The organism is Bacteroides sp. 1_1_30, assembly GCF_020982715.1.
GTDB lineage: Bacteria > Bacteroidota > Bacteroidia > Bacteroidales > Bacteroidaceae > Bacteroides > Bacteroides xylanisolvens.
In genome coordinates, this window is sequence record NZ_JAJKHN010000003.1 from 52424 (window position 1) to 76576 (window position 24153).

Annotated in this window: 21 protein-coding genes; 8 read left to right on the plus strand and 13 right to left on the minus strand. The window is 42.8% G+C overall.

The features are described from left to right. Nucleotides 1–13: 13 nt before the first annotated feature. Both aspD and LPH68_RS01245 read left to right on the plus strand, forming a co-directional pair. On the plus strand, nucleotides 14–1657 hold the full coding sequence (gene aspD / locus LPH68_RS01240; RefSeq protein ID WP_009039534.1) for an aspartate 4-decarboxylase: 1644 nt from the start codon (nucleotides 14–16) through the stop codon (nucleotides 1655–1657). A 172-nt stretch (nucleotides 1658–1829) separates the two neighbouring features. After that, on the plus strand, nucleotides 1830–2378 hold the full coding sequence (locus tag LPH68_RS01245; protein ID WP_009039533.1) for a hypothetical protein: 549 nt from the start codon (nucleotides 1830–1832) through the stop codon (nucleotides 2376–2378). Nucleotides 2379–2483: 105 nt separating this feature from the next. On the opposite strand, the gene LPH68_RS01250 is transcribed toward LPH68_RS01245, so the two are convergent. After that, complete coding sequence (locus tag LPH68_RS01250; RefSeq protein WP_008022584.1) at nucleotides 2484–3500, minus strand: SDR family oxidoreductase; 1017 nt, start codon at nucleotides 3498–3500, stop codon at nucleotides 2484–2486. Nucleotides 3501–3704: 204 nt separating this feature from the next. On the opposite strand from LPH68_RS01250, the gene LPH68_RS01255 reads away from it, so the two are divergent. From LPH68_RS01255 to LPH68_RS01265, 3 genes are all read left to right on the plus strand, one after another. Beyond that, entirely contained in the window at nucleotides 3705–4607 is a 903-nt protein-coding gene (locus tag LPH68_RS01255) for an AraC family transcriptional regulator (protein ID WP_008022585.1), read from the plus strand. A gap of 30 nt (nucleotides 4608–4637) precedes the next feature. Then, the gene (locus tag LPH68_RS01260) at nucleotides 4638–5537 is read left to right on the plus strand and encodes an AraC family transcriptional regulator (RefSeq protein WP_151923360.1); all 900 of its coding nucleotides are present in this window, start codon (nucleotides 4638–4640) and stop codon (nucleotides 5535–5537) included. Nucleotides 5538–5959: 422 nt separating this feature from the next. Beyond that, nucleotides 5960–7234: a clostripain-related cysteine peptidase gene (locus tag LPH68_RS01265; RefSeq protein WP_151923359.1), complete on the plus strand. Its 1275-nt coding sequence runs from the start codon at nucleotides 5960–5962 to the stop codon at nucleotides 7232–7234. Nucleotides 7235–7518: 284 nt separating this feature from the next. Here LPH68_RS01265 and LPH68_RS01270 read toward each other — a convergent pair whose 3' ends face one another. Next, a complete protein-coding gene (locus LPH68_RS01270) occupies nucleotides 7519–8688 on the minus strand; it encodes an RtcB family protein (RefSeq protein WP_151923357.1) in 1170 nt (389 codons plus the stop codon). A 206-nt stretch (nucleotides 8689–8894) separates the two neighbouring features. Here LPH68_RS01270 and LPH68_RS01275 point away from each other — a divergent pair, with 206 nt between their 5' ends. The 3 genes from LPH68_RS01275 to LPH68_RS01285 all read left to right on the plus strand — a co-directional run bounded on the left by LPH68_RS01275 (nucleotide 8895) and on the right by LPH68_RS01285 (nucleotide 11356). Next, the gene (locus tag LPH68_RS01275) at nucleotides 8895–9827 is read left to right on the plus strand and encodes an SDR family oxidoreductase (protein WP_009039529.1); all 933 of its coding nucleotides are present in this window, start codon (nucleotides 8895–8897) and stop codon (nucleotides 9825–9827) included. Nucleotides 9828–10393: 566 nt separating this feature from the next. Then, nucleotides 10394–10669, plus strand: coding sequence for a LysO family transporter (locus tag LPH68_RS01280; RefSeq protein ID WP_004315294.1), 276 nt, complete (start codon nucleotides 10394–10396; stop codon nucleotides 10667–10669). Between the two features lie 66 nt (nucleotides 10670–10735). Further along, nucleotides 10736–11356 (plus strand): lysine exporter LysO family protein, encoded by a 621-nt coding sequence (locus LPH68_RS01285; RefSeq protein WP_004315295.1) that lies wholly within the window; start codon nucleotides 10736–10738, stop codon nucleotides 11354–11356. Nucleotides 11357–11451: 95 nt separating this feature from the next. On the opposite strand, the gene LPH68_RS01290 is transcribed toward LPH68_RS01285, so the two are convergent. The 11 genes from LPH68_RS01290 to atpD all read right to left on the minus strand — a co-directional run bounded on the left by LPH68_RS01290 (nucleotide 11452) and on the right by atpD (nucleotide 23927). Further along, a complete protein-coding gene (locus LPH68_RS01290; protein ID WP_008639993.1) occupies nucleotides 11452–14079 on the minus strand; it encodes a helix-turn-helix domain-containing protein in 2628 nt (875 codons plus the stop codon). Nucleotides 14080–14264: 185 nt separating this feature from the next. Continuing rightward, on the minus strand, nucleotides 14265–16208 hold the full coding sequence (locus tag LPH68_RS01295) for an LruC domain-containing protein (protein ID WP_008639992.1): 1944 nt from the start codon (nucleotides 16206–16208) through the stop codon (nucleotides 14265–14267). A 153-nt stretch (nucleotides 16209–16361) separates the two neighbouring features. Next, a complete protein-coding gene (locus tag LPH68_RS01300) occupies nucleotides 16362–17258 on the minus strand; it encodes a F0F1 ATP synthase subunit gamma (protein ID WP_008022604.1) in 897 nt (298 codons plus the stop codon). A 112-nt stretch (nucleotides 17259–17370) separates the two neighbouring features. Beyond that, nucleotides 17371–18954, minus strand: coding sequence for a F0F1 ATP synthase subunit alpha (gene atpA, locus LPH68_RS01305; protein WP_004315299.1), 1584 nt, complete (start codon nucleotides 18952–18954; stop codon nucleotides 17371–17373). Continuing rightward, on the minus strand, nucleotides 18954–19514 hold the full coding sequence (locus LPH68_RS01310; protein ID WP_008022606.1) for a F0F1 ATP synthase subunit delta: 561 nt from the start codon (nucleotides 19512–19514) through the stop codon (nucleotides 18954–18956). The genes atpA and LPH68_RS01310 overlap by 1 nt, the downstream gene beginning before the upstream one ends. A 5-nt stretch (nucleotides 19515–19519) precedes the next feature. After that, the gene (gene atpF, locus LPH68_RS01315; protein ID WP_004315301.1) at nucleotides 19520–20023 is read right to left on the minus strand and encodes a F0F1 ATP synthase subunit B; all 504 of its coding nucleotides are present in this window, start codon (nucleotides 20021–20023) and stop codon (nucleotides 19520–19522) included. Between the two features lie 121 nt (nucleotides 20024–20144). Continuing rightward, a complete protein-coding gene (atpE, locus tag LPH68_RS01320) occupies nucleotides 20145–20402 on the minus strand; it encodes an ATP synthase F0 subunit C (protein ID WP_004295758.1) in 258 nt (85 codons plus the stop codon). A gap of 111 nt (nucleotides 20403–20513) precedes the next feature. After that, on the minus strand, nucleotides 20514–21653 hold the full coding sequence (gene atpB, locus LPH68_RS01325) for a F0F1 ATP synthase subunit A (RefSeq protein ID WP_008022608.1): 1140 nt from the start codon (nucleotides 21651–21653) through the stop codon (nucleotides 20514–20516). Continuing rightward, the gene (locus LPH68_RS01330; RefSeq protein ID WP_008022610.1) at nucleotides 21637–22071 is read right to left on the minus strand and encodes a hypothetical protein; all 435 of its coding nucleotides are present in this window, start codon (nucleotides 22069–22071) and stop codon (nucleotides 21637–21639) included. The genes atpB and LPH68_RS01330 overlap by 17 nt, the downstream gene beginning before the upstream one ends. A gap of 80 nt (nucleotides 22072–22151) precedes the next feature. Further along, the gene (gene atpC, locus LPH68_RS01335) at nucleotides 22152–22397 is read right to left on the minus strand and encodes an ATP synthase F1 subunit epsilon (protein WP_004315304.1); all 246 of its coding nucleotides are present in this window, start codon (nucleotides 22395–22397) and stop codon (nucleotides 22152–22154) included. Nucleotides 22398–22409: 12 nt separating this feature from the next. Further along, on the minus strand, nucleotides 22410–23927 hold the full coding sequence (atpD, locus tag LPH68_RS01340) for a F0F1 ATP synthase subunit beta (RefSeq protein WP_008022611.1): 1518 nt from the start codon (nucleotides 23925–23927) through the stop codon (nucleotides 22410–22412). Nucleotides 23928–24153: the final 226 nt, after the last annotated feature.

Consider the following 24153-nt stretch of genomic DNA (forward strand, 5'->3'; position numbering starts at 1 on the left):
AATAAATATCATTATGGAAAAGAAAACAAATAACCCTGCCATTACGAAAAGTTATGCCAAGAAAATGGAAACGATCAGCCCGTTCGAGCTGAAAAACAAACTGATCGATATGGCAGACGAAAGCATTAAGAAAATAGCACATACCATGCTGAATGCGGGAAGAGGTAATCCGAACTGGATTGCTACCGAACCACGCGAAGCATTTTTTCTGTTGGGACAATTCGGACTTTGCGAATGTCGCCATGCGTTTTCACTGGAAGAAGGAATAGCAGGTATTCCGCAAAAGGCTGGAATAGCTGCCCGTTTCGAGGCTTTCCTGAAAGAGAATGAAAAAGCTCCGGGGGCTAATCTGCTGAAAGAGGGCTACAATTATATGTTGATGGAGCATGCTGCCGATCCGGATACGCTGATTCACGAATGGGCGGAATCGGTCATCGGCGACCAGTATCCTGTGCCCGACCGTATTTTACATTTTACAGAGTTAATCGTGCAGGATTACTTGGCACAAGAGATGTGTGACCGCCGTCCGCCGAAAGGGACTTTTGACCTTTTCGCCACCGAAGGAGGTACGGCAGCCATGTGTTATCTGTTCGATTCTTTGCAAGAGAATTTCCTGTTGAATCAGGGAGATGCCATTGCTTTGATGATTCCCGTGTTCACTCCTTATATAGAAATCCCGGAATTGCGACGCTATCAGTTTGACGTTACCGAAATTTCCGCCGACCAGATGACTCCTGACGGATTGCACACCTGGCAGTATAAGGATGAAGATATAGACAAGTTGAAAGATCCGCGGATCAAAGCATTATTTATCACCAATCCAAGTAATCCGCCCAGTTACGCACTTAGCAGGGAGACTACCGAACGTATCATCAACATTGTGAAGAATGACAATCCGAACCTGATGATTATTACGGATGATGTGTATGGAACGTTTATCCCTCATTTCCGTTCATTGATGGCAGAATTGCCACACAATACGCTTTGCGTTTATTCGTTCTCCAAATATTTCGGAGCTACGGGATGGAGAACCGCAGTGATTGCTTTACACGAAGACAACATCTACGACAAAATGATTGCCCGCCTGTCGGAGGAGCAGAAATCAATATTGAACAAACGTTATTCCAGTCTTAGCCTGCAACCGGAAAAAATGAAATTTATCGACCGCATGGTGGCTGACAGCCGGCAGATTGCGCTGAATCATACCGCAGGGCTTTCTCTGCCTCAACAAATGCAGATGAGTTTGTTTGCCATCTTCTCGCTTCTGGATAAAGAAGACAGTTATAAAACCAAGATGCAGGAAATTATTCATCGACGCCTGCATGCGTTGTGGGATAACACGGGGTTCACACTGGTAGAGGATCCGCTGCGTGCCGGATATTATTCGGAGATTGATATGCTGGTATGGGCGAAGAAATTCTACGGAGATGACTTCGTTGCTTATCTGCAAAAGACATACAATCCGCTGGATGTGGTTTTCCGTCTGGCAAACGAAACTTCACTCGTGCTGTTGAATGGCGGTGGCTTTGCCGGACCGAAATGGAGTGTGCGTGTGTCACTGGCTAATTTGAATGAGGCCGATTATGTGAAAATCGGACAAAGTATCAAGTGTGTGTTGGAAGAATATGCCCAAACATGGAAAGCATCAAAAGAATGAACTGATTAGACGATTTACGATCGTATGATTGAGGATAGTAACCTCAATCGTACATTGTAAATCGCCTAATCGTAAATAACTGAAAAGATAGTTTTTTTTCTAAGAAAACATAACGGAAGCAAATAGTCAGGTTGAAAATCTCTATCTTTGTGGTAAATCAACCTTTACGAAGATGAAAAAACTGATTCTATTTCTTTCGCTGATATTATCGGTCGGTTTTGCATCCGCACAGTCGGAAATTCCTTCCGATAGTATTCGTCATGCTCCATCCACCAATATTAAAGAGTTTGGTGGCTTTCTGCTGGATATGGGGCTAATGAATGTAGCAACTCCCGAACTTCCCAAGTTTAATTTAGAGATGCCTAATATGACGAAAGATTATAATCAGCTCTTTCGTTTAAATACAGATGTTACTTATTCGCAAGGATTCACTGATTCTTTTTCTTCGTCTTCTTTCTCCGGCTTTTCTGGCTTTGGCTACGGATATGGTTGGGGACTGTCTTCTTCTCCACAGTTTATGCAGATGGGGTCTTTCAAACTGAAAAACGGAATGAGAATCAATACCTACGGAGATTATGATAAGGATGGCTGGCGAGTGCCTAACCGCAGCGCTATGCCTTGGGAAAGAAATAATTTCCGGGGAGCATTCGAACTGAAATCAGCAAATGGTAATTTCGGAATACGAATCGAAGTGCAACAAGGACGAAACGCGCCTTATTAAATAAGGTACTTCAATATAAAACCCCGGAAGTCTGAAATAAAACCAAGTAGTCCTATAGATTAGATCAGACAGTCCGGAATTAAATCAAGTAAGTTCGGCACAGAATTAGGAAAGCTCGAAGGCCTTATCTGCCGCACTTATTGCGTTGGCAATACGATCACACCATGAATCAAATTCCGGATCGGGTATTTGTGATTCCGGATGGGAAAGCATATAGTGTACGGCTTGTCGTAATCCGTCTGCCATGGAAGTATTGCATATAAAATCAGGAACCAACCGCTTTATCTTCGAGTTATCAAAGACTACCGTAGCTGCTTTATCTCCTAACAGTTCACCTCTGAAATCATAATGATCGCTATGCTTGGCAAGGAAATCGGAGGCTACGTGTAATGCATTCAGAGGTTTACCCAACGCGTCGGCAATGGTTTGATAAATCTGATTCCAGGTCATGCTTTCATCGGTAGTGATATGAAAAGCGTTCCCAATGGCATGAGGGTTCGCCATCAGTCCTACATAACCTTTGGCAAAATCTTTAGAGTGAGTCAATGTCCACAAAGAAGAACCGTCGCCGGGGATAATAACAGGTTTACCTTCAAGGATTCGTTTTAGGATCTGCCAGTTTCCCTTATCTCCATGTACAGATACGGGAGGTTTTGTTCCGTTGTAGGTATGGCTGGGACGGACGATTGTAACGGGGAAACCGTTTGTGCGATAGGCTGCCATCAGCACTTCTTCCGCTTCTATCTTGTTACGGGAATACTGCCAATAGGGATTGACCAAAGGGGTGCTTTCGGTTATGCGGTAATCGGCCAATGGCTTTTGGTAGGCAGAGGCACTGCTGATAAAGATATATTGCCGCGTTTTATTCTGGAACAGGCGGATATCACGCTTCACGTCTTCTGCCGTATAGCCGATGAACTGTGCAACCACATCGTAATGTTCGGACACGATGGCTTTTGCCACAGCTTCTTCATCATTAATATCCGCAATGATACTGTGAATTCCCTCCGGCATCTTTTTCGAACCACGATTTAGGAGAGTAATCTCCCACCCTTTTTGTTGCGCCAATGCCACTACATCTGTACTGATCGTACCTGTACCTCCAATAAATAATGCTTTCATAAAACCTGTTTTTTATATTCTCCGGAACAAATATATCAATTCCATCATTTACTTCCAGCAATCATTGCCATTTATTTTTCTGCCCGAAAGTTTATGTAGTATACAGATTACTGATTCTTATACCCATATTACTGATTTGCTGAATGAAATTAAAAAGATACCTTCAAATGTTTTATCTTTGTATCAGATTAATAACAGAAGCATATGGATGAAATAACAAAAATTGAAACCGTCGATCAGTATGACCAATTGTTTGGACTGGAAACATTGCACCCTTTGGTGAATGTAATCGACTTCTCAAAAGCCACCAGGTCAGTTGAATATATCCGTATGAATATCGGATTCTACTGCTTGTTCCTGAAGGATGCAAAATGTGGCGACCTCACTTATGGACGTAAGAATTACGATTATCAGGAAGGAACGGTTGTTTGTATGGCACCGGGACAAGTGAGCGGAATAGACAACCGCAACAGGCCTGCTCCCCGCACCAAGTCAATCGGCGTTTTGTTTCATCCCGATTTAATCCGCGGAACTTCATTAGGACAGCATATCAAAAACTATACTTTTTTCTCTTACGAGGTAAATGAAGCATTGCATCTTTCAGACCAGGAAAGAGAAATCGTAACTGATTGCATACATAAAATCAGGATCGAGCTGGAACATCCTATCGACAAACACAGCAAGCAACTCATCGTGCGAAACATCGAACTGCTGCTGGATTACTGTATGCGTTTCTACGAACGGCAGTTTATCACACGTAATCAGGCGAACAAAGATATTATCGTAAAATTCGAGCAATTGCTGGACGAATACTTCCAGAATCAGGTGGCAATAACCGAAGGACTGCCATCCGTGAAATATTTTGCAGACAAGGCATGTCTCTCTCCTAATTATTTCGGAGACTTGATAAAGAAGGAAACAGGAAAAACTGCACAGGAATATATCCAGTGCCGGATTATCGAACTGGCAAAAGAAAGAATACTGGAAGGTGTTCAAACTGTCAGCCAAGTGGCTTATGAACTGGGATTTCAATATCCACAGCACTTCAGCCGATTGTTTAAAAAGCATGTCGGTTGCACCCCGAACGAATATAAACAAAGAAACTAAGCATTTTTTAGCTACAGGAGTCTCAACATCATGGGAGATAAAGTACTCAAAATAGGGACCGTGCATCAATGCAATTGTTGTCTGGGAAACAAAACACTACATCCGCTGGTGAGTGTCATTGATCTCTCAAAGGCTGACTTGTCGCCTCATACGGACATCAAGTTCGACTTTTATACGATTCTATTGAGTGAGTGTAAATGTGAGGCCTATGTGTATGGTCACCAGTATTATGATTTCTCGGACGGTACTTTGATCTGCCTGGCTCCCGGAGAGTCTATCAGTATGAAAGAAAAAAATAAGAGATTTCCCTCTAAAGGATGGATATTGGCTTTTCATCCCGATCTGATTTGTGGCACTCCGCTCGGACTTAATATAGATAACTATACTTTCTTCTCTTATCAGCCTGAAGAGGCACTGCATATATCATTGCGCGAGAAACAGATCATTCTGGAGTTTATGGACAAGATCAAGCAAGAACTCGAACGTTGCATTGATCGCCACAGCAAAAAAATAGTTTCCAAATATATAGAGCTATTGCTAGATTACTGTGTCCGTTTCTACGAACGCCAATTCATTACACGTAACGAAGTGAATAAAACGATTATCAAACAATTTGATAAAATGATAAATAACCATTTCGAAACGAAGCTGGTACCGGCTGTCGATGTGCTTTCAAATGAGTATTGCGCTAACATGCTTCATTTATCTCCTGAATATTTCAACGACTTGCTGAAGCACGAAACGGGGAAATCTTTTAAAGAATACATCGAGTTCAAACGTTTCGAGATTGCCAAAGACTGGTTGCTGAATACTGATAAAACAGTTAATCAGATAACACAAGAACTGGGTTTCCAGAATCCGCAGTATTTCAGCCGACTATTCAAGAAAGTTACCGGTTGCTCTCCGAATGATTTCAGAGTACCTAACTAGAAATGAAATCTAAAAGGATTGAAGAACGATAAAGCAACAAAAAAGTCTTAATAAAATTTGAATTGAAATATCCAATTCTTAATCTATGTTATGAAACATACTTTTTTGCTTGGATTATTTGCTAATTTCCCAATAGTCCGTATCTTTGCAATGTGTTTTTCATAGTATTAGATTTAAGGTTAACAAAGGTTGGAGCAAAGCGTTGCTCCTTTTTTTATGTCCATACGTAAGCTTTCCTCTTTAACTTCCTAAGATACCATTTCCCGGACAGTTGTTCTTTCTTATGAATGACGGTGTTGGAATTACGCTATTTTTCAGTAACTTTGCAAAGAGAGATGTATCAATTATGTCCCGGTAAAGCAAATCAAAAAGTTCTCTTTTTACGTTATATATAAAAAGAAAATTTAATCCTAAGTAGAATAATGGAAACAATGCAACAATATTATCGTCTGATGAAATCAATCCTCTTCGTATTATTTCTTTCTTTCGGCATGATTTCGTGTGAGAAAGAAGATCCGGTTTCTACATCTCCGGGCACAAGGCAGACGGACAACACTGATCCGACAGATCCTGATCCTACCGACCCGGTGGTTCGTTCGGATAATGAACAAACTGTATTTATGTATCTGCCCTGGTCGACTGACCTGACTTCCTTTTTCTATCAGAATATTGCTGATCTGAAAAGTATTATCGGACAGAACATATTGAAAAACGAACGGGTTCTCGTATTTATGTGCACAACGGCTACAAAAGCCACTCTCTATGAGCTTTCTTACGAAAAAGGCGCAGCTGTGCAGAAGGCTTTAAAAAGCTATAATTATCCGACTCCCAGCTATACAACGGCCGAGGGTATCACTTCTATCCTGAATGATGTACAGACCTACTCTCCCGCCAAACGATATGCAATGATTATCGGATGCCACGGGATGGGATGGATCCCCGTATCAAAAACGCAATCACGTAGTAGCCTGCAAACAGTCAAAAAACATTGGGAATATGGAAATGCACCTATGACACGTCTCTTCGGAGGCAGAGAATCCAAGTATCAGACGGATATTACTACACTTGCCGAAGGAATATCGAGCGCAGGATTGAAGATGGAGTATATCCTTTTCGACGACTGCTATATGTCGACAGTAGAGGTTGCTTATGATCTCAAAAACGTAACAAGTCACTTGATAGCATCCACAAGTGAAATCATGGCTTATGGCATGCCATACGACAAGATTGGCCAGTACTTAATCGGAAACATAGATTATGAAAAGATTTGTGATGGTTTCTATTCTTTTTATTCAAATTATGTCACTCCCTGCGGAACAATCAGTGTCACAGATTGCTCGGAAATAGATAATCTGGCGGCCATTATGAAAGAAATAAATCAACGTTATACGTTTAACGAAGAATTAATTTCTTCTTTGCAGAGTTTAGACGGATATAAACCTTCCATATTCTTTGATTGTGGTGATTATGTTGCAAAGCTATGCTCCGATCCTGATTTATTGGAGCAATTCAACGAACAACTGAAACGCACAGTTCCATATAAAAGGAATACGGAGTATTATTTTACAGCAATATCCTCCTATTATGGAGAACGAAAAAAAATCAATACTTTCTCCGGTATCACTATTTCTGATCCAAGCACTAGTGCAGCTGCTTTGAAAAAGAACGAAACAGCGTGGTATGTTGCCACTCATTAAGGCTACTAAAAGAAATAGTACGATAATGGAGGCTTTACTCTTGTCTGTGATCAGTCAAATCTCTTAATAAAAATAGATTCGAGAATACAAATTCTTAATCAATGTTATAAAACATACTTTTTTTCTTGGATTATTTGCTAGTTTCGCAATAGTCCGTATCTTTGCAATGTGTTTTTCATAGTATTAGATTTAAGGTTAACAAAGGTTGGAGCAAGGCGTTGCTCCTTTTTTTATGCCTATACTCCAAATTGCCTTTGCTTTCCTCTTCTTGGTACATCTGTCAATCACCCTTTAATAACTGCCATTGGAGCAAGTTCCACCAACGGCTTCACCAAATCCCGCTCATTCGCTATCACTTGCGCAATATCTTTATAAGCTCCCGACGCTTCATCCAGTTCATCCTGCGAACGGAGTCCGTGAATGATTCCTTGCTGGTTCATTCGCTCTTTCTCTTCATCCAGTGACAAACGGCGACAGGCATCCTTTCGTCCCATCAATCGGCCGGCACCATGCGAACAGCTTTTGAAGCTCTCCGGATTACCCAGTCCTTCAACGATATAGGATTTAGTACCCATAGATCCGGGGATAATACCAATCTCACCTTCATAGGCACGCGTAGCTCCTTTTCGGTGCACAATCACATCCTGATCGAAATGGTTCTCCCAGGCTGCATAGTTGTGGGCAATATTAATCATAGGCTCAAAGTCCGTTTCAGGTTTCACAGCCTGGATGGCTTCACAAATACGGGTCATCATCAACTGACGGTTAGCAAAGGCAAAGGCCACACAGTAGTTCATTTCACGGAAATAATCCTTTGCCATCTGCGTCTCCATTGGCAGGTAAGCCAGTCCCGATACCATTTCAGAATACCATTTCTCATTCCAATATTGCGCAATCTTATTATAGTGATTGGCAACCTTCAAACCAATGTTACGGCTTCCGGAGTGAATCATCACCCACACATCAGACGTTTCGGTATCTTTCTGAATCTCAATAAAGTGGTTTCCTCCTCCCAAGGTTCCTATCTGCTTCAAACAAGCCTCGTACTGATTCTTCAATATAGGCATCTCCTCAAGGTCGAATCCTTGTGGAAGTAACTCCTGATCTTGCTTTTTAGTATGATGATCGAATCCCAAGGGAATGGCCGCACGAATCTTCGACATGATGGAAGTCAAATCCGTATAACTAAAATCTTCCGCTTTTCGATTGGTCTTAATCGCACACATTCCACAACCGATATCCACTCCCACAGCATTGGGAACAATCACACCCTTCGTAGCCAACACACCGCCAATTGGCATTCCTTTTCCCGCATGGGCATCAGGCATGATGGCAATATGTTTAAACGCAAAAGGAAGTGAAGTTAAATCCATAATCTGCGACATACAAGAGTCTTCTACTTCATTCAACCAAAGCTTAGCGGGCAAACGTGTTCCCATAATTACTTTTTCCATACTTCTTTTCTTTTATCCATTCATATAAATCTCGTTATCGGGAGCAAAGTAAGATGGGAAGTACGAAATCTATTTGCGCAATGGATATTATTTTCTATTTTTGTAGAAATATGTGCAAAAAAGTCGTGTCTCCGCAATGATTGTATCATCAAAAAGTCCGGATATGGCGCCTTGATATCTATAACACTATATATAAATAGAACCTAATGAAGAAGATATTGATTATCGGCGCCAATGGATTCACCGGACGCCAAATATTGAATGATTTGTCTGTTCATGCACAATATAAGGTAACGGGGTGCTCTCTGCATCCGGATATTTCTCCGAATGATGTAGGGAAATATCGTTTCATTGAAACAGATATACGGAATGAAGCGGACATTAAGTGTCTTTTTGAGGAGGTTCAGCCTGATGTGGTCATTAATTGTTCCGCCCTGTCCGTGCCGGATTATTGCGAGACGCATCATGAAGAGGCTTATCTTACCAATGTGACCGCAGTGAGCCAACTGGCTGTTTTTTGCGAAGAATATAAAAGCCGGTTCATTCATCTATCGACGGACTTTGTTTTCGATGGAAAGATGTTTGTTTTCGATGAAAAGATAAATGAAGATGCCGGACCGTTGTACACAGAAGAAGACATCCCCGCTCCCGTCAACTATTACGGATATACCAAGTGGAAAGGAGAAGAGAAAGTGGCAGAAACTTGCAGCAGTTATGCTATTGTCCGTGTAGCAATCGTTTATGGCAGAGCGCTGCCGGGACAACACGGTAATATCGTCCAGTTGGTAATGAACCGTTTGAAAGCCGGACAAGAAATCCGTGTCGTATCCGATCAATGGCGGACACCGACTTATGTTGGAGACGTATCGGATGGTGTACAGCGTTTGATAGCACATCCAACGAACGGTATCTTTCACATTTGTGGCGTTGAGTGCATGAGCATTGCGGAGATTGCTTATCAGGTAGCAGATTATATGGGACTGGATCACTCTCTTATCCATCCTGTCACGACAGAGGAAATGAATGAAACCACTCCCCGTCCCCGTTTTAGCGGAATGAGTATCGATAAAGCACGAACAATGCTTGGATACAAGCCACAGAAGCTAAAAGAGGTTCTTGCGAACTGGGAACATTTATAAGGAAGAGACAGATAGCAATTTCAAGGACTATCCATCATTTTACGTAAACAGAAAACTACAAGAGGAATTCTGTGGTTTCTATTTATATAATTAAGAGAGTCTCCAAATGATGAACAGTGGCTATTTACACAAAATACGGGATAGTGCCCAAATTGAAGACAGTGGTAGAATTGGAAACAATACTACTTTTTACAACAATCTATTTCATTCCGAATAATTCTTTCGCTTCATTTATTGCATATTTATTTTGAAAATATGCAATAAGTTATTATCTTTGCACCAAAATCAAAAAAGACCAATGATGAATCAAACATTACAACTACATAACGCTAATCTTTTTCTTGCAGGAATACCGACTTTCTGTAAGTCTTGCTGCGTGCATGTACATTGGTTCAGTGGATTCATCTAAATTACCCTATTATTTCTTAACAGGAACTATCTGCTGACTTGTTTCACTATTCACAGCAGTATTCCTTTCCGATTTTCAAGCAGATGTATCATCTTCTTTGAAAATTCTCTTGTGCGTTGTCAATAATCAGTTTAACCTAACCAAAAATATATACATTATGTTCTCTATTATATCTACTATGTTTTTAGGAATCGGCATCGGTTATGTATTGCGTAACTGGAGTATCTTGCAAAAGACAGAAAAGACAATTTCTCTTACAATATTCTTGTTGCTCTTCATTCTCGGTGTGTCTATCGGTTCTAATAGCCTGATTGTAAACAATCTCGGTAAATTCGGATGGCAGGCAATTGTTCTTGCCGTGTCCGGTGTATTGGGAAGCCTGATCGCTGCCCGTTTGGTACTGCAATTGTTTTTTAGAAAAGGAGGCGAATAATAAAAAAAGGAGTCTGATTTCTTTTAAGAGGAAAAAAGACGCGTTTATTCAAGAAGGAGGTGAACAATGAAAGGAAGTTTGATCGTTATATTATTCTTTTGTGTAGGTTGTGTCATGGGAGCTTTCAACAAGTTCCAGTTTGATACGCACACAGTTTCAATGTATATACTTTATGCGTTAATGCTGCAAGTGGGAATCAGTATCGGTTCTAATAAGAACCTGAAAGCGATTGTTTCACATTTGCATCCTAAAATGCTGTTGATTCCGTTGGGAACGATTATCGGTACGTTGCTGTTTTCTGCTTTAGCAAGCCTGCTATTGCGCCAGTGGAGCGTGTTCGACTGTATGGCAGTGGGAAGCGGATTCGCATACTATTCGCTCTCTTCTATCCTTATCACCCAGTTCAAAGAGCCTTCTATCGGGCTGCAACTGGCTACGGAATTAGGAACTATCGCACTGTTGACTAATATTTTCCGTGAGATGATGGCACTTCTCGGTACTCCAATCATCAAGAAGTATTTCGGGAAACTGGCTCCTATTTCAGCGGCAGGAGTCAATTCGATGGATGTACTCCTGCCCTCCATCAGCAGATATTCGGGAAAAGAAATGATTCCCATCGCTATCTTACACGGTATTCTGATTGATATCAGTGTTCCTGTTTTCGTTTCATTTTTCTGTAATCTCTGATATTGCTTGCGATGGTTTGACAAGAGCAAGAATGAGCATTGTGAACGAAAGACAGAGATATTTTTATGTTTGGGGCTAGGTCCAGAGATAATTAGTTAATGCCCGGAAACAGCCAATACAAACTTTATATCAGCATAGGAGACATCGTCTCCTAATGCTGCCTTAATGGCAAATATTCCCATGTATTCATGTTCTTCCAGATGCTTACGAATCTTCGCCAGATTTTCAGCTTTCACTACTTTCTCCACTTTAATCTTTCCTAAACGGACATAATATTCCAAATGACCGGCAATGGTTCCCGATACCAATTCGCGAGCTTTGGCTATTTCATCTATGCTCATTCCCTGGCAGAACATTTCATAGCTGACTAATTTTGTATCTTTTTTCTTCTCCTTCTCCGCTTCTTTTTTCTGTTTCTCTGCTTCCTTCTTCTGTTTTTCTTCCTCTTTCCGTTGCTTCTGTTCTTCTTTCCGTTGCTTCAGCTCTTCCCGTCGGCTTGCGGCTTCCCTATTATCAGAGATGAGCATATCCATTATTTCCGGTCTTTCCAATTGATTTTCCGCCATATACTTACGGACAATGCCTAATATTTCAAGTCCATACCTTTCCACCCCTTTTGCTCCGAAATAGGGTATCGCTTCCAGAGCTCTTGGATTATCCGGTAGCAGATTCACAATTCCCATCAACGCTTTCTGCTGCATAATAACATACGCAGGAAGATTCACCTCACGTGTTTTGGCTGTCCTCCATTCAGACAGGGCGCGATAAAGCTCCGGATGCAAAATATCCGTAGGCACTTCCACTTTCACCTTTTCAGCACCGCTACGTGTACGCTCTTTCCGTTCCTTCCGCTCTTTCTTTTCTTTCAACGCTTTCGAAGAACCGGAAGAAGAAGAATCATCCTCAAGACTCAACATTACTTTAGCCTTCAACTTCAAATAATCCGTAATAGCGAATCTCTCTCTTGCAGACACAGCCTCCAACAAAGACTCTTTAATCCACAACGCATCATCCAACGCCTGCATACGTTCCGCCAACAGCTTTCTCAACTCTTTATTATCAAGAGGCATATTAGTCTTATTATACAAAGCCCGAACCGGCGCCAACTCTTTATGAAAATATCTGGCCCCGGAACGAATCCGCTCCTGTAACTCCTGATTCGTCGCATAGTCTTCACTCTCATGTATCAACCGGGTATACTGGTTACGAAAACGCTGGGACACTTCCACTATTTTCTCTTTGATGCGAGGTTCCAATGCCTTATATTCTGCCAACTGCTTCGGAAAGAGCTTATACAAATCTTCATCTATCAAACGAAGCAATCGTTTATAAGCCTGATCGATCGAATAGAAATTAAACAAATCACTCAACAAATCAAAGAAATACGCCTTTTGCATATCGTTCAACTGCTGACTGCCCGGCTTATTCTGCTCTACCGCTTTGGTGAAATTATCCACCGTAGCATCACTAATAATGGCTTCCCTCCGCAAAGGAGACTCCAACACCATCCCTTCCAAAGTCTTGCAACGGCTCAACGCTACATAAGTCTGTCCGTGCGCAAAAGAGTTACGCGCATCAATAATGGCACGCTCAAACGTCAACCCCTGACTTTTATGTATCGTAATAGCCCATGCCAGACGGATAGGATATTGACGGAACGTTCCTTCTATCACTTCCGTGATTTCCTTTGTTTCCTCATTCAGCACGTACTTATAATTTCCCCACTCTTCCGGCAACAACTGAAATTCTGATTTATTCCCCTTCCCCCGCACGATAATGCCTGCATCATTAACAGTGACCACCTCACCAATCATACCGTTATAATATCGTTTCTCGGACGATGGATCATTCTTCAGGAACATAATTTGTGCCCCTTCCTTTATTGTCAGGAGTTCATCCGCAGGGTACGAATATTCGGGGAAGTCTCCTTCTATCTCGGCACGAAAATGATACGCCTTGCCGGATAAAGATGCCAGTTCACGGTCATTTACTTTCTGTGCCTGATAATTATGTGTCGTCAGCCGAATATATCCTTCTTCTTTTTGTGGCTGGAAACCAGGCTGATAACGACGGTTCAGTTCATTCAACACTTCATCATCAGCCTTATTTTCCCGGATTTTATTTAATAAAGACAGGAAGAATGTGTCACTCTGCCGGTAGACTTTTTTAAGCTCAATGGTCATATATACCGTTTCTTTCAACGCATGGCTCGCAAAGAAATAAGGGGTTTCGTAATGCTTCCTCAACAGTTCCCACTCATTATCTTTCACGACGGGAGCCAATTGCTGCAAATCTCCAATCATCAACAGCTGCACCCCGCCAAATGGTTTCTCTCTATCGCGATACCGCCGCAAAGTTGCATCCACCGCATCCAACAAATCGGCACGCACCATACTGATCTCATCAATAACGAGCAAATCCATACTACGAATTATGTTCCGCTTTTCTTTACTGTAACGGTAATGCGTTTGGGAAGAATTAAAGGTAGTTTCCGGCACGAAAGGGGCAAAAGACAACTGAAAGAAAGAATGAATCGTTACTCCTCCCGCATTGATAGCTGCAATCCCTGTCGGAGCCAATACGACCATGCGTTTGGGCGTATGTTCTTTCAATCGTCTAAGAAATGTCGTTTTTCCGGTTCCGGCTTTTCCGGTAAGAAATAAATGTGTGCCTGTATTTTCTATGAACTGCCAAGCTAGCTGCAGTTCCGGGTTATTTTCCATGAAAGTTATATTGTTTTGTGCAAAGGTACAGAAAACTATATAGAGATTGAAATAAAAGTAGCAAACTTTTTCTGGTAGAGATGAGAAGCAATCGGATAAAAGAAAGTCCCGGTCGTTTTCATTAAATAACGACCGGGACGAGAGAACAATAAAAACACCAAATGTTGTGTTATATGCTTTGAGAGTTAATTTACATGATTGTTATACCAATCCGTATATTTTTCTCCTTTAGAATCTGCCCAAGCTTTAAAGTTAGGATATTCGGTATCAATACTCTTTTTTTCAGTTACTGAAATAAAGTTCAAGATAGGAATATCAATAGCAAACGGATAAGCTCCTTCTTTATCTATGTAATAAGCATCCTTTTGAGTACCTGCTAAAGACAAGTCCGCAAGAGATGTTGCCTCATGCTTAGGCAGATGCACTTCTGTACGACCTTTTTGCCCTTCGGCATACTTCACTATGATATAAGGATTATATGACTTTAAATCTTTCTTATTGAAAGAACCGCCTGTAAATTCACGGGTTATAGTATATACCTTTTGAATAGCTTGCTTCACATTCGGACAAACAATAATAGAAGATGTTGCAGATTCCGTATGTATCCCTTCCGTAGTAGCGGAAAAAGTCATTTTACCGAATTGTCCCTTATCTACCTGATAAGCAAAAGCATTCGCAAACACTGCACCATCATGTACAGGAGTAAATGTATCTACAATTTTAGTTACCTGGTTCTTTTTATCAAAAGATACGGCACGATTATATTCTACGATTACGTCATTCATATCATAATCTCCACCGCCAGGCCATATATCTTCAAAAGCTAATGTACCGGTCTTCGTTTCAGTTACATCCGGTTTTTCTGGTTCATTTCCATCATCCGGAGTTATAACAGGTCTGTCATTGGGTTCCTCAATAGTTTTTGATGCATTTACATAGAATAAAAGATCACAATAACTATTATTTGCCCCATCTTCTACTCCGATAATAACCTTGCCGCTTGTCTCGTCCTTTACAGATACAAAATTCTGTCGCTGCTGTCCCAACACCTGATTAGAAGCTAATAAATTAGAGAAACCTGATGCAACTTGTTTTGTTATATCAATTTCATTCTCACTCTGATTATATCCATCAGCATACATAAACCATCCTACCGTATAACCGGCTGGAAATTCCTCTTTAGCATTACCTTGTTCATCAAAATAGAGCAAACGTACTTTACTGCCACATTTCAAAATAGGCAACTGACCTCCATATACAGAGAAAGAAACATTTGGAAATATGATATACTTCTTCATATCTGACATTCCGCGCATATCAGGTTCCTTAGATGTTTTATAATAATAATACCCGAACGAATTATTATACATGGCATCCCGATTCAGGAAAATAACATCCAATGCAGTCCCATCTTGTGTTACCGTAATATTTGTAGTTCTGGATTGGGTGACTAAATTCATATTATCAACATTCGCTATTCCATCAGGATTAAAGAAATTCTTCAAACGTTGCGTCAAACTTCCAACCGTTTCATCACCAACGTTCTCTTCAAATGACATATATTTACTGTCAAGACTTCCTCCCTCTCCCCATTTACATAAGGAATACAGTTTATTATTTCCATTCAAGACATAAGGAACCGTCCCTTGAAAACCATAAGACCGTGTATTATTTTTTGCTTTTACAGTAGAAGCTCCTATATTTGACATATCAAAACTAACCATACCATCCTTTATTTCCAATGGCATACACCTTGGTAATCCCCAACTTTCCGTATATAGGTATATCGATTTTACAGAAGTAGGAATATTCATCTTTCCATTAAACTTTCCGCTTTCATCTGTGTAAATCTTGAATAAAGCTTCCACTCCTTGTTTTTTTACAGGTGTATTATCCACAATTTCCATCGGATCAATGTCATAGACTTCAATAAGAGCCGCAAATCCGGGTAATGCATAATTCACATCAAGCGACACATCTCCACGTGTTTCGAATCCAAAATATTCTTCAGGACCTTTTACAGGTTCTTTCCCATAATTAGGATCATACAAATCCTTTTCTGCACATCCTACTGCCACACCGATAAATACCGTTGCAACGAAAAAGTTCAATAAATGCTTAATTCTCATAATCTATATATATTTTTAAGTTTGTTTTGTCTAGGCATAAACCCATAATCAAGCCTAATTATGCCACAAATATATATACAAATATCCCATTTTTAAGGCTTATCTTAAAAATGGGATACCGAATCAAAAAATATTGTTATTAATCCTTGGAATCTATTTCATTGTCCCCCCTACAATATCCAGCAACTCATTTGTAATCGCCTGCTGGCGACTCTTATTATACTGCTTCGTCAAATCCTGAATCAGTTCATTTGCATTGTCCGTAGCCACTTGCATAGCCAGGGTACGTGCAGCATGTTCCGATGCATTAGAGTCAACGGCAGCGGTAAAAATCTTCTGGCTCAATACTGTTGGTATTAAGCTGGCGATCAATTCTTCCGCGTTCGGTTCGATGATATAATCATTGGCAATTTCATGCTCCTCTACCTCCTCCTTATTCATTCTGTCCTCTTCACTTACCACATTCGTCATATCAATGGGGAGATACGTCTCCCGGAGAAGAATCTGTACCCCCATTGATTTGAAGTGATGATAGATTATTTCCACGCGGTCCACTTCTCCTGCCACATACATATCCATCAGTCGGTGAGCCAATTCGGCAGCCTCCTGATACGTCGGTTTGTCGGAGAGCGTCGGAGAAGTCTCCTGCGGTTTGAATCCCATTCGTTTGACCGCTTCATCCACCTTCTTGCCAATTGGGAATATCAAGATATTATCCTGTCCCAGGGTGCGGAACTCCCCGATCGTTTGCATCATCATTTTGATGACGTTGGCGTTGAAAGCACCACAAAGAGAAGTGTTTGAAGAAAAGACGACGATTGCTACACGCTTCACTTCACGCTCCTGCACATAAGGAGATTCGATGGGCAGGTCCGCGCTTAGGAAGTTAGTCAGAATCTTGTTCAACTTCTTCTGATAAGGCAGCATATTCTCAATGGCTCCTTGTGCCTTGTGTAATTTGGCAGAAGCCACCATCTTCATTGCTGAAGTGATTTTTCGGGTACTTTTTACCGAATTTATTCTGGTTTTTACTTCTTTCAGTGAAGCCATTTTTTTATTGGTTAGTGGTTAATTATTAATAGTTGGTGATAGTGATTAATAGTTGGCGGTTAGTGGTTGGTGACAGTAAGCTAATCACTTATCACTAACCAACTAATCACTATTATAAGTACTGTTTCGCCACCATAGCGGCAGTCTCTTCGATAGCTTTAATCACGTTATCGTCGATCACGCCCGTTTTCAGTATGTCCAATACATCCTCCTGATGATTCAGTTGCAGAGATTCGATGAAACTGCGTTCAAAGTCTTGCACCTTATCCAATGGGACATCATGTAGAAGTCCGTGCGTACCACAGTAGAGGATAGCAATCTGCTGCTCTACGGGCATCGGGCTGTATTGCGGTTGAATCAATAATTGTCCGTTCTTACGTCCTTTATCAATAGTCAGGGCAGTAATCGGGTCCATGTCGCTGCTGAACTTAGAGAAGGCTTCCAACTCGCGATATTGCGCCTGGTCAATCTTCAATGTTCCGGCCACCTTCTTCATAGCCTTAATCTGCGCGTTACCACCTACACGGGATACGGAGATACCGACGTTGATAGCCGGACGCGTACCCTGGTTGAACAAGTCAGTCTCAAGGAATATCTGTCCGTCGGTGATAGAAATCACGTTCGTCGGGATATAAGCCGATACGTCACCTGCTTGCGTTTCGATGATAGGCAATGCTGTGAGCGAGCCGCCACCTTTCACAATCCCCTTTAGACTTTCTGGGAGATCGTTCATTTCGCGTGCCACTTCTTCCTGACTGATAATCTTGGCAGCACGTTCCAACAGACGGGAGTGCAGATAGAAGATATCACCCGGATAAGCCTCACGACCGGACGGACGGCGAAGAATCAGCGAAACCTCACGATAAGCCACCGCCTGTTTGGAAAGGTCATCATAAACCACTAACGCATGACGCCCGGTATCACGGAAATACTCGCCGATGGCAGCACCTGCAAACGGAGCGTAATACTGCAACGCAGCCGGGTCACCAGCCGTGGCAGCTACAACCACCGTGTAGTCCAGTGCTCCGTACTCACGAAGCGTATTAACGATAGAAGCAACAGTAGAACCCTTCTGACCGATAGCTACATAGATACAATATACAGGGTCGCCTGCCAGGAAGTTAGTGCGCTGGTTGATAATCGTATCAATCGCAATGGCAGTCTTTCCTGTCTGGCGGTCGCCGATAATCAACTCACGCTGTCCGCGACCGATAGGAATCATGGCGTCCACAGCCTTCAATCCGGTCTGCAACGGCTGGTTCACAGGCTGACGATAGATTACTCCCGGAGCTTTACGTTCCAAAGGCATATCATACAGTTCGCCGCCAATCAATCCTTTGCCGTCGAGCGGTTCGCCCAGCGGGTCAATCACACGTCCCAGCATGCCCTCTCCTACACGGATGGAGGCGATACGTTTGGTACGCTTCACGACGAATCCTTCTTTGATTTTGTCCGTCGGGCCCAACAGTACAGCACCCACGTTGTCCTCTTCGAGGTTCATCACGATTGCTTTGATACCATTATCAAACTCCAGCAATTCATTGGCCTCGGCGTTCCGTAGTCCATAGATACGCACTACGCCGTCACTCACCTGGAGCACCGTACCGATTTCGTCAAGTTGCACATTGGCATTGATTCCTTCGAGCTGCTTGCGCAATATATCGGATACTTCGCTTACTCTTATATTTTCAGACATTATACAATTCTCCTATTCTTATCAATAAATTGTTGTTTCACTCGCTTCAACTGCGTGGCAACGCTTGCATCCAACCGATAGTCGTTGATATCAAAGATAAACCCACCTTCGATAGAAGGATCTATCACCGTTTCCAGCTCCATCTGAGCATGCAGGATATGTGCGGCAGCCGACCGGATCCGGTCTTCTGTTTCCTTATTGACAGGAACGGCTGTAATCAGCTTTCCTACGCCAATATGTTTCAACTTCCGGTAGAGATCCAGATACATCAGGCTGATAAATTGCAGATAGCCTTCACGCCTGTTTCGCAGTACCAAAGTGATAAATTGGACAAACTCTCTGGTCGATTTACCGTCACCATCGGCAGCTGTGCAGACTAACGCCAACTTTTCCTTGGTCGTGATGACGGGATTATCAAGCGCTTCGCGCAGACCGGGCTGTTCACAAAAGCTGTGCGACAGGGTCAGAAACTCCTGATACAACCTGTCTTCCAGACCTTTTTCCTGTGCGTATTCAATGATAGCTTTTGCATAACGCATTGAGAGTATTCCGACTTCCATCTTCCTTAGTTCTTATTCGGGGTTAGTACTTCATCCAGCATGCGGTCGATCATGCCCATCTGTGCATCCTTGTCCTCAAGACTCTTGCGGAGCACTTTCTCGGCGATGTCAACAGAAAGCACGGCCACCTGGCGACGGATGTCGCGGATTGCTTCGTCTTTCTCCATCTGGATTTGTTGTTTCACCGCATCAAGTTCTTTTTGTGCGGCAATTTCGGCTTGTTTACGGGCCTCGTGAACAATCTTGTCACGTTCTTCCATTGCTTCCCTCAAGATGCGTCCTTGCTCTTTGTTGGCGGCTGCCACCAATGCGTCGCCTTCTTGTTTCAGTTTAGACAACTGGGCATTAGCTTCCCTCGCCACCTCCAAAGACTGGTCGATATAGGTCTTACGGCCTTCCACCATCTTGATGATGACGGGGAAGCCGTATTTCGCCAATATCACGAACACAATCCCGAATGAGAGAAACATCCAGAACAGCAGGCCACTATCAGGTAATAGTAATGACATAATCTTTATTTACGATTTTACGATTTACAATTTACGATTTCGCGGCTGCCCATTGCATGAGGATCTCCCCCATTTAGAAACAGGGTTTTACGCCTGCGAAATCCGCTTGTTATATACCTGATTAGAGGAAGAACACCAACAGACAAACTACTACCGCCAACAGGGCCACACCTTCAATCAAGGCGGCGGCGATAATCATGTTCATACGAATGTCTCCCGATGCTTCCGGCTGGCGTGCGATAGCTTCCATTGCCGAACCACCAATCTTACCAATACCCAAACCAGCTCCGATTACTGCAAGACCTGCACCGATAGCTGCACCTAATTTACTAACTCCTACTGCTGCTGCAGTGGCTTGTAACAATACTGATAGTAACATAATTTTCAGTTTTAAAATGGTTTATATTTTCTCTTGTTTTTATTATTTAATTCCTCATTCCGCGCGTTTATTCCGTATTCGTTCAGTCACGTTTTCACCGCGTTTCATTGATTATTCTTCTGTTTTCACTCTGGCTCCTTCCTGTGCCAGTCCGATAAACACTGCCGACAACATCGTAAATACGTAAGCCTGGATGAAAGCCACCAGCAGTTCAAGCGCATTCATAAAGATGTTGAACAATACGGAAGCCACCGTGAGCGTGCCGTTCAGCGCAGGCCCCATGCTTGCCGAGATAAAGATCAGGCAGGTGAGCACCAGCATCGCCATGTGTCCGGCCAGCATATTGGCAAAAAGACGGATCATCAAAGCAAACGGTTTCGTAAAGATTCCGAAGAACTCGATGAACGGCATCATCGGCACAGGCACTTTCAGCCACCAAGGTACATCGGGCCAGAAAATATCTTTCCAGTAATGTTTCGTACCGAAGATATTGACTGCAAGGAACGTGCAGACCGCCAGCACCATCGTGATAGCGATATTTCCCGTCACATTCGCGCCTCCGGGGAAGAACGGAATCAATCCCATCATGTTATTGATAAAGATGAAAAAGAACGCTGTCAGCAGATATGGCGCGAACTTCCGGTAGTTAGGTCCGACACAACTCTTGATGATATCGTCGTTCACCATCATGATGAACATCTCCATGAATCCGATAAATCCTCCCGGTGCTTTGGCTCCTTGCGGACGTTTCCTGTACCAATGTGCCACACACAACACGATAACGAGCAGCAATACGCTGTTGAACAACAAGGCAAACGTCACTTTCGTAATGGAAATATCCCAAGGGCGAACCTGTTCGCCTGCGGCGTCATACTCTACCAGTTTGCCTTCATATTTGCTTCCTGCGGGAGCGATGGAAAGTCCTTCATACGTACCTCCATTCTCTTCGAGACGGGAAGAAAGGAACGTGTGCCAACCTGAAGTGCTACTATAAACAATAATAGGTAACGGTATAGTAATATGCGTGTTACCCCATGTTGTAATATGCCATTCGTAGGAGTCGCCGATATGACCGAACACAATTTCTTTCACATCAACCGTGTTCTCCTGTTCCTCCTTCGGAGTAATTTCGTCCTGCGTCTGCTGCGCCACCGTTTCCCCCTCTTGCTCTTGCGCAAGAACCGGCAAACTGACCGCTGCCATCAGACAGAACAGAATCAACGGAGCTACTATGTTATGCAACTGTTTCATGTTTCTTCTTATTTTTCTTTTTCCGTTTCTGGTTCATCTCAAAAGAGAAGAAAAACCAGGTTTCGAATATCAGATATATCAAATAGAACGAGATAAACGTCAGTAAAAAAGCTCTGGCTTCTTCGCGTACAGCAAGGCAATAAATCAAGACCAGAATCAGCGAAAGAATCATCTTTATCATCTTCATTGCCAAATACAACAGTAACAATCTCTGCGGAGCGTGCCGCCGGCAAGCGTCGAACATATAGATGCTGGCCAACCCGAAGAAGTAAAAATAAACCGGTATAAACGGATACCCTCCGAAATAATGCCCCGGCAGAGCGAAGTGTAGGATAACAGCTCCGAGCGCCGCACTAATCACTGCAAATAAGGTATGCCAACAGATAAAGTTCCGTTTAGTTTTACTAATATTCATCATGTTACTGTGTTTTTCTGTAAGGTTATTATCTCGTTTTTTTCAATCTTTAGATACTTGGTCTTTGTGCCGGAAGGCTTCCGTCAGGAAACACAGGCAGAAACCGTGCCGTCACTCATTTCAACAAAACCGCCCTGAATATCCATCGTGTGCTCTTCTCCCTCCATCGTCGTATAACTCAACGTTCCCGCTTTCAGCGACGATACAATGGGCGCATGCCCCGGCAGAATAGAAAACGAACCGATCATGCCCGGCAATGTGACAATCTTCACATCTCCGTCGAATATGCTCTTTTCGGGCGATACTATACTCAAATGCAGTTCTTTCATCACTCTATATTTTTATTTTTTCGCCTGTTCCAGCAATTTCTTACCTTTCTCTATTGCTTCCTCAATCGTGCCGACATTCAGGAAAGCCTGTTCGGGAAGATAATCCACTTCTCCGTCCAGAATCATCTTGAATCCCTTGATGGTATCTTCAATACCCACCATCACACCCGGAACGCCTGTAAACTGTTCGGCTACGGCAAACGGTTGCGAAAGGAAACGCTGCACACGGCGGGCGCGGTTCACTACCATCTTGTCTTCTTCCGAGAGTTCTTCCATACCGAGGATAGAGATAATATCCTGCAATTCCTTGTTACGCTGCAAGATTTGTTTCACTCGCTGCGCTATGTCGTAATGTTCCTGGCCTACAATGTGCGGGTCGAGGATACGTGACGTAGACGCCAACGGGTCGACAGCCGGATAGATACCCAGCTCGGTGATCTTACGGTCGAGTACGGTAGTTGCGTCCAAGTGGCTGAAAGTCGTTGCAGGAGCCGGGTCGGTCAAGTCATCGGCAGGCACATACACCGCTTGTACGGAGGTGATAGAACCTTTGCGGGTAGACGTGATACGTTCCTGCATCGCACCCATTTCCGTGGCCAGCGTAGGCTGGTAACCAACAGCGGAGGGCATACGTCCCAAAAGGGCGGACACTTCCGAACCTGCTTGCGTGAAACGGAAGATATTATCGATAAAGAACAGGATATCGCGTTTCTCACCTTCTTTACCGGCGTCGCGGAAAGATTCCGCTACCGTCAGTCCGGACAGTGCCACAGAAGCACGTGCGCCCGGAGGTTCGTTCATCTGACCGAAAATCAGCGATACTTGCGATTTCTCCAGTTCGTTATAATCTACTTTCGAAAGATCCCAGTGGCCTTTCTCCATGCTTTCCTTGAATGCTTCGCCGTAGCGGATAACGCCGGATTCGATCATTTCGCGCAGCAAGTCGTTACCTTCACGGGTACGTTCACCTACTCCGGCAAATACGGAGAATCCGTTATGTTTCTTGGCGATATTATTGATAAGTTCCTGGATCAATACGGTTTTTCCCACACCGGCGCCGCCGAACAAACCGATTTTACCACCTTTGGCATACGGTTCGAGCAGGTCGATCACTTTGATACCCGTGAAGAGCACCTCTTGCACAGTTGTCAAATCCTCAAATTTAGGGGGATCTCGGTGAATGGAATACGCACCGTCGCGGTTGAGCCCTTTCATACCGTCGATCGAATCACCGACTACGTTCATCAGTCGTCCTTTAATCTGTTCGCCTATCGGCATAGTGATCGGGCCTCCGGTGGGATACACTTTCATGCCTCTCTGAAGTCCGTCGGTACTATCCATCGCTACGGTACGCACCGTATTTTCGCCGATATGTTGCTGAACTTCTATAACCAGTATTTTGCCGTTTGGCCTTTTTATCTCCAGTGCGTCGTGGATGCTTGGCAGCACCAGTTCCGCATCCGTACCTTCAAAGTACACATCGACCACAGGGCCGATGACCTGCGAGATATGTCCGATAATCTGTGACATAAGCAATCTCTTTTATTTATATTATTCTTTTCTCTCCTTTTTGACCTTATAATATGATAAGGAATAAACATTTTCGCGTTTTACCTAATTTCAATATTATAATAAACAGTTGAATTAATTTTTTGTTCAACTATTTTCTATATCCTAGAAACTTCTACCACTAGAAATAGTTAAAGAAACAACTGCACAAATGTAGAAACAATTCTGTATCATTGTTACTCCTTTT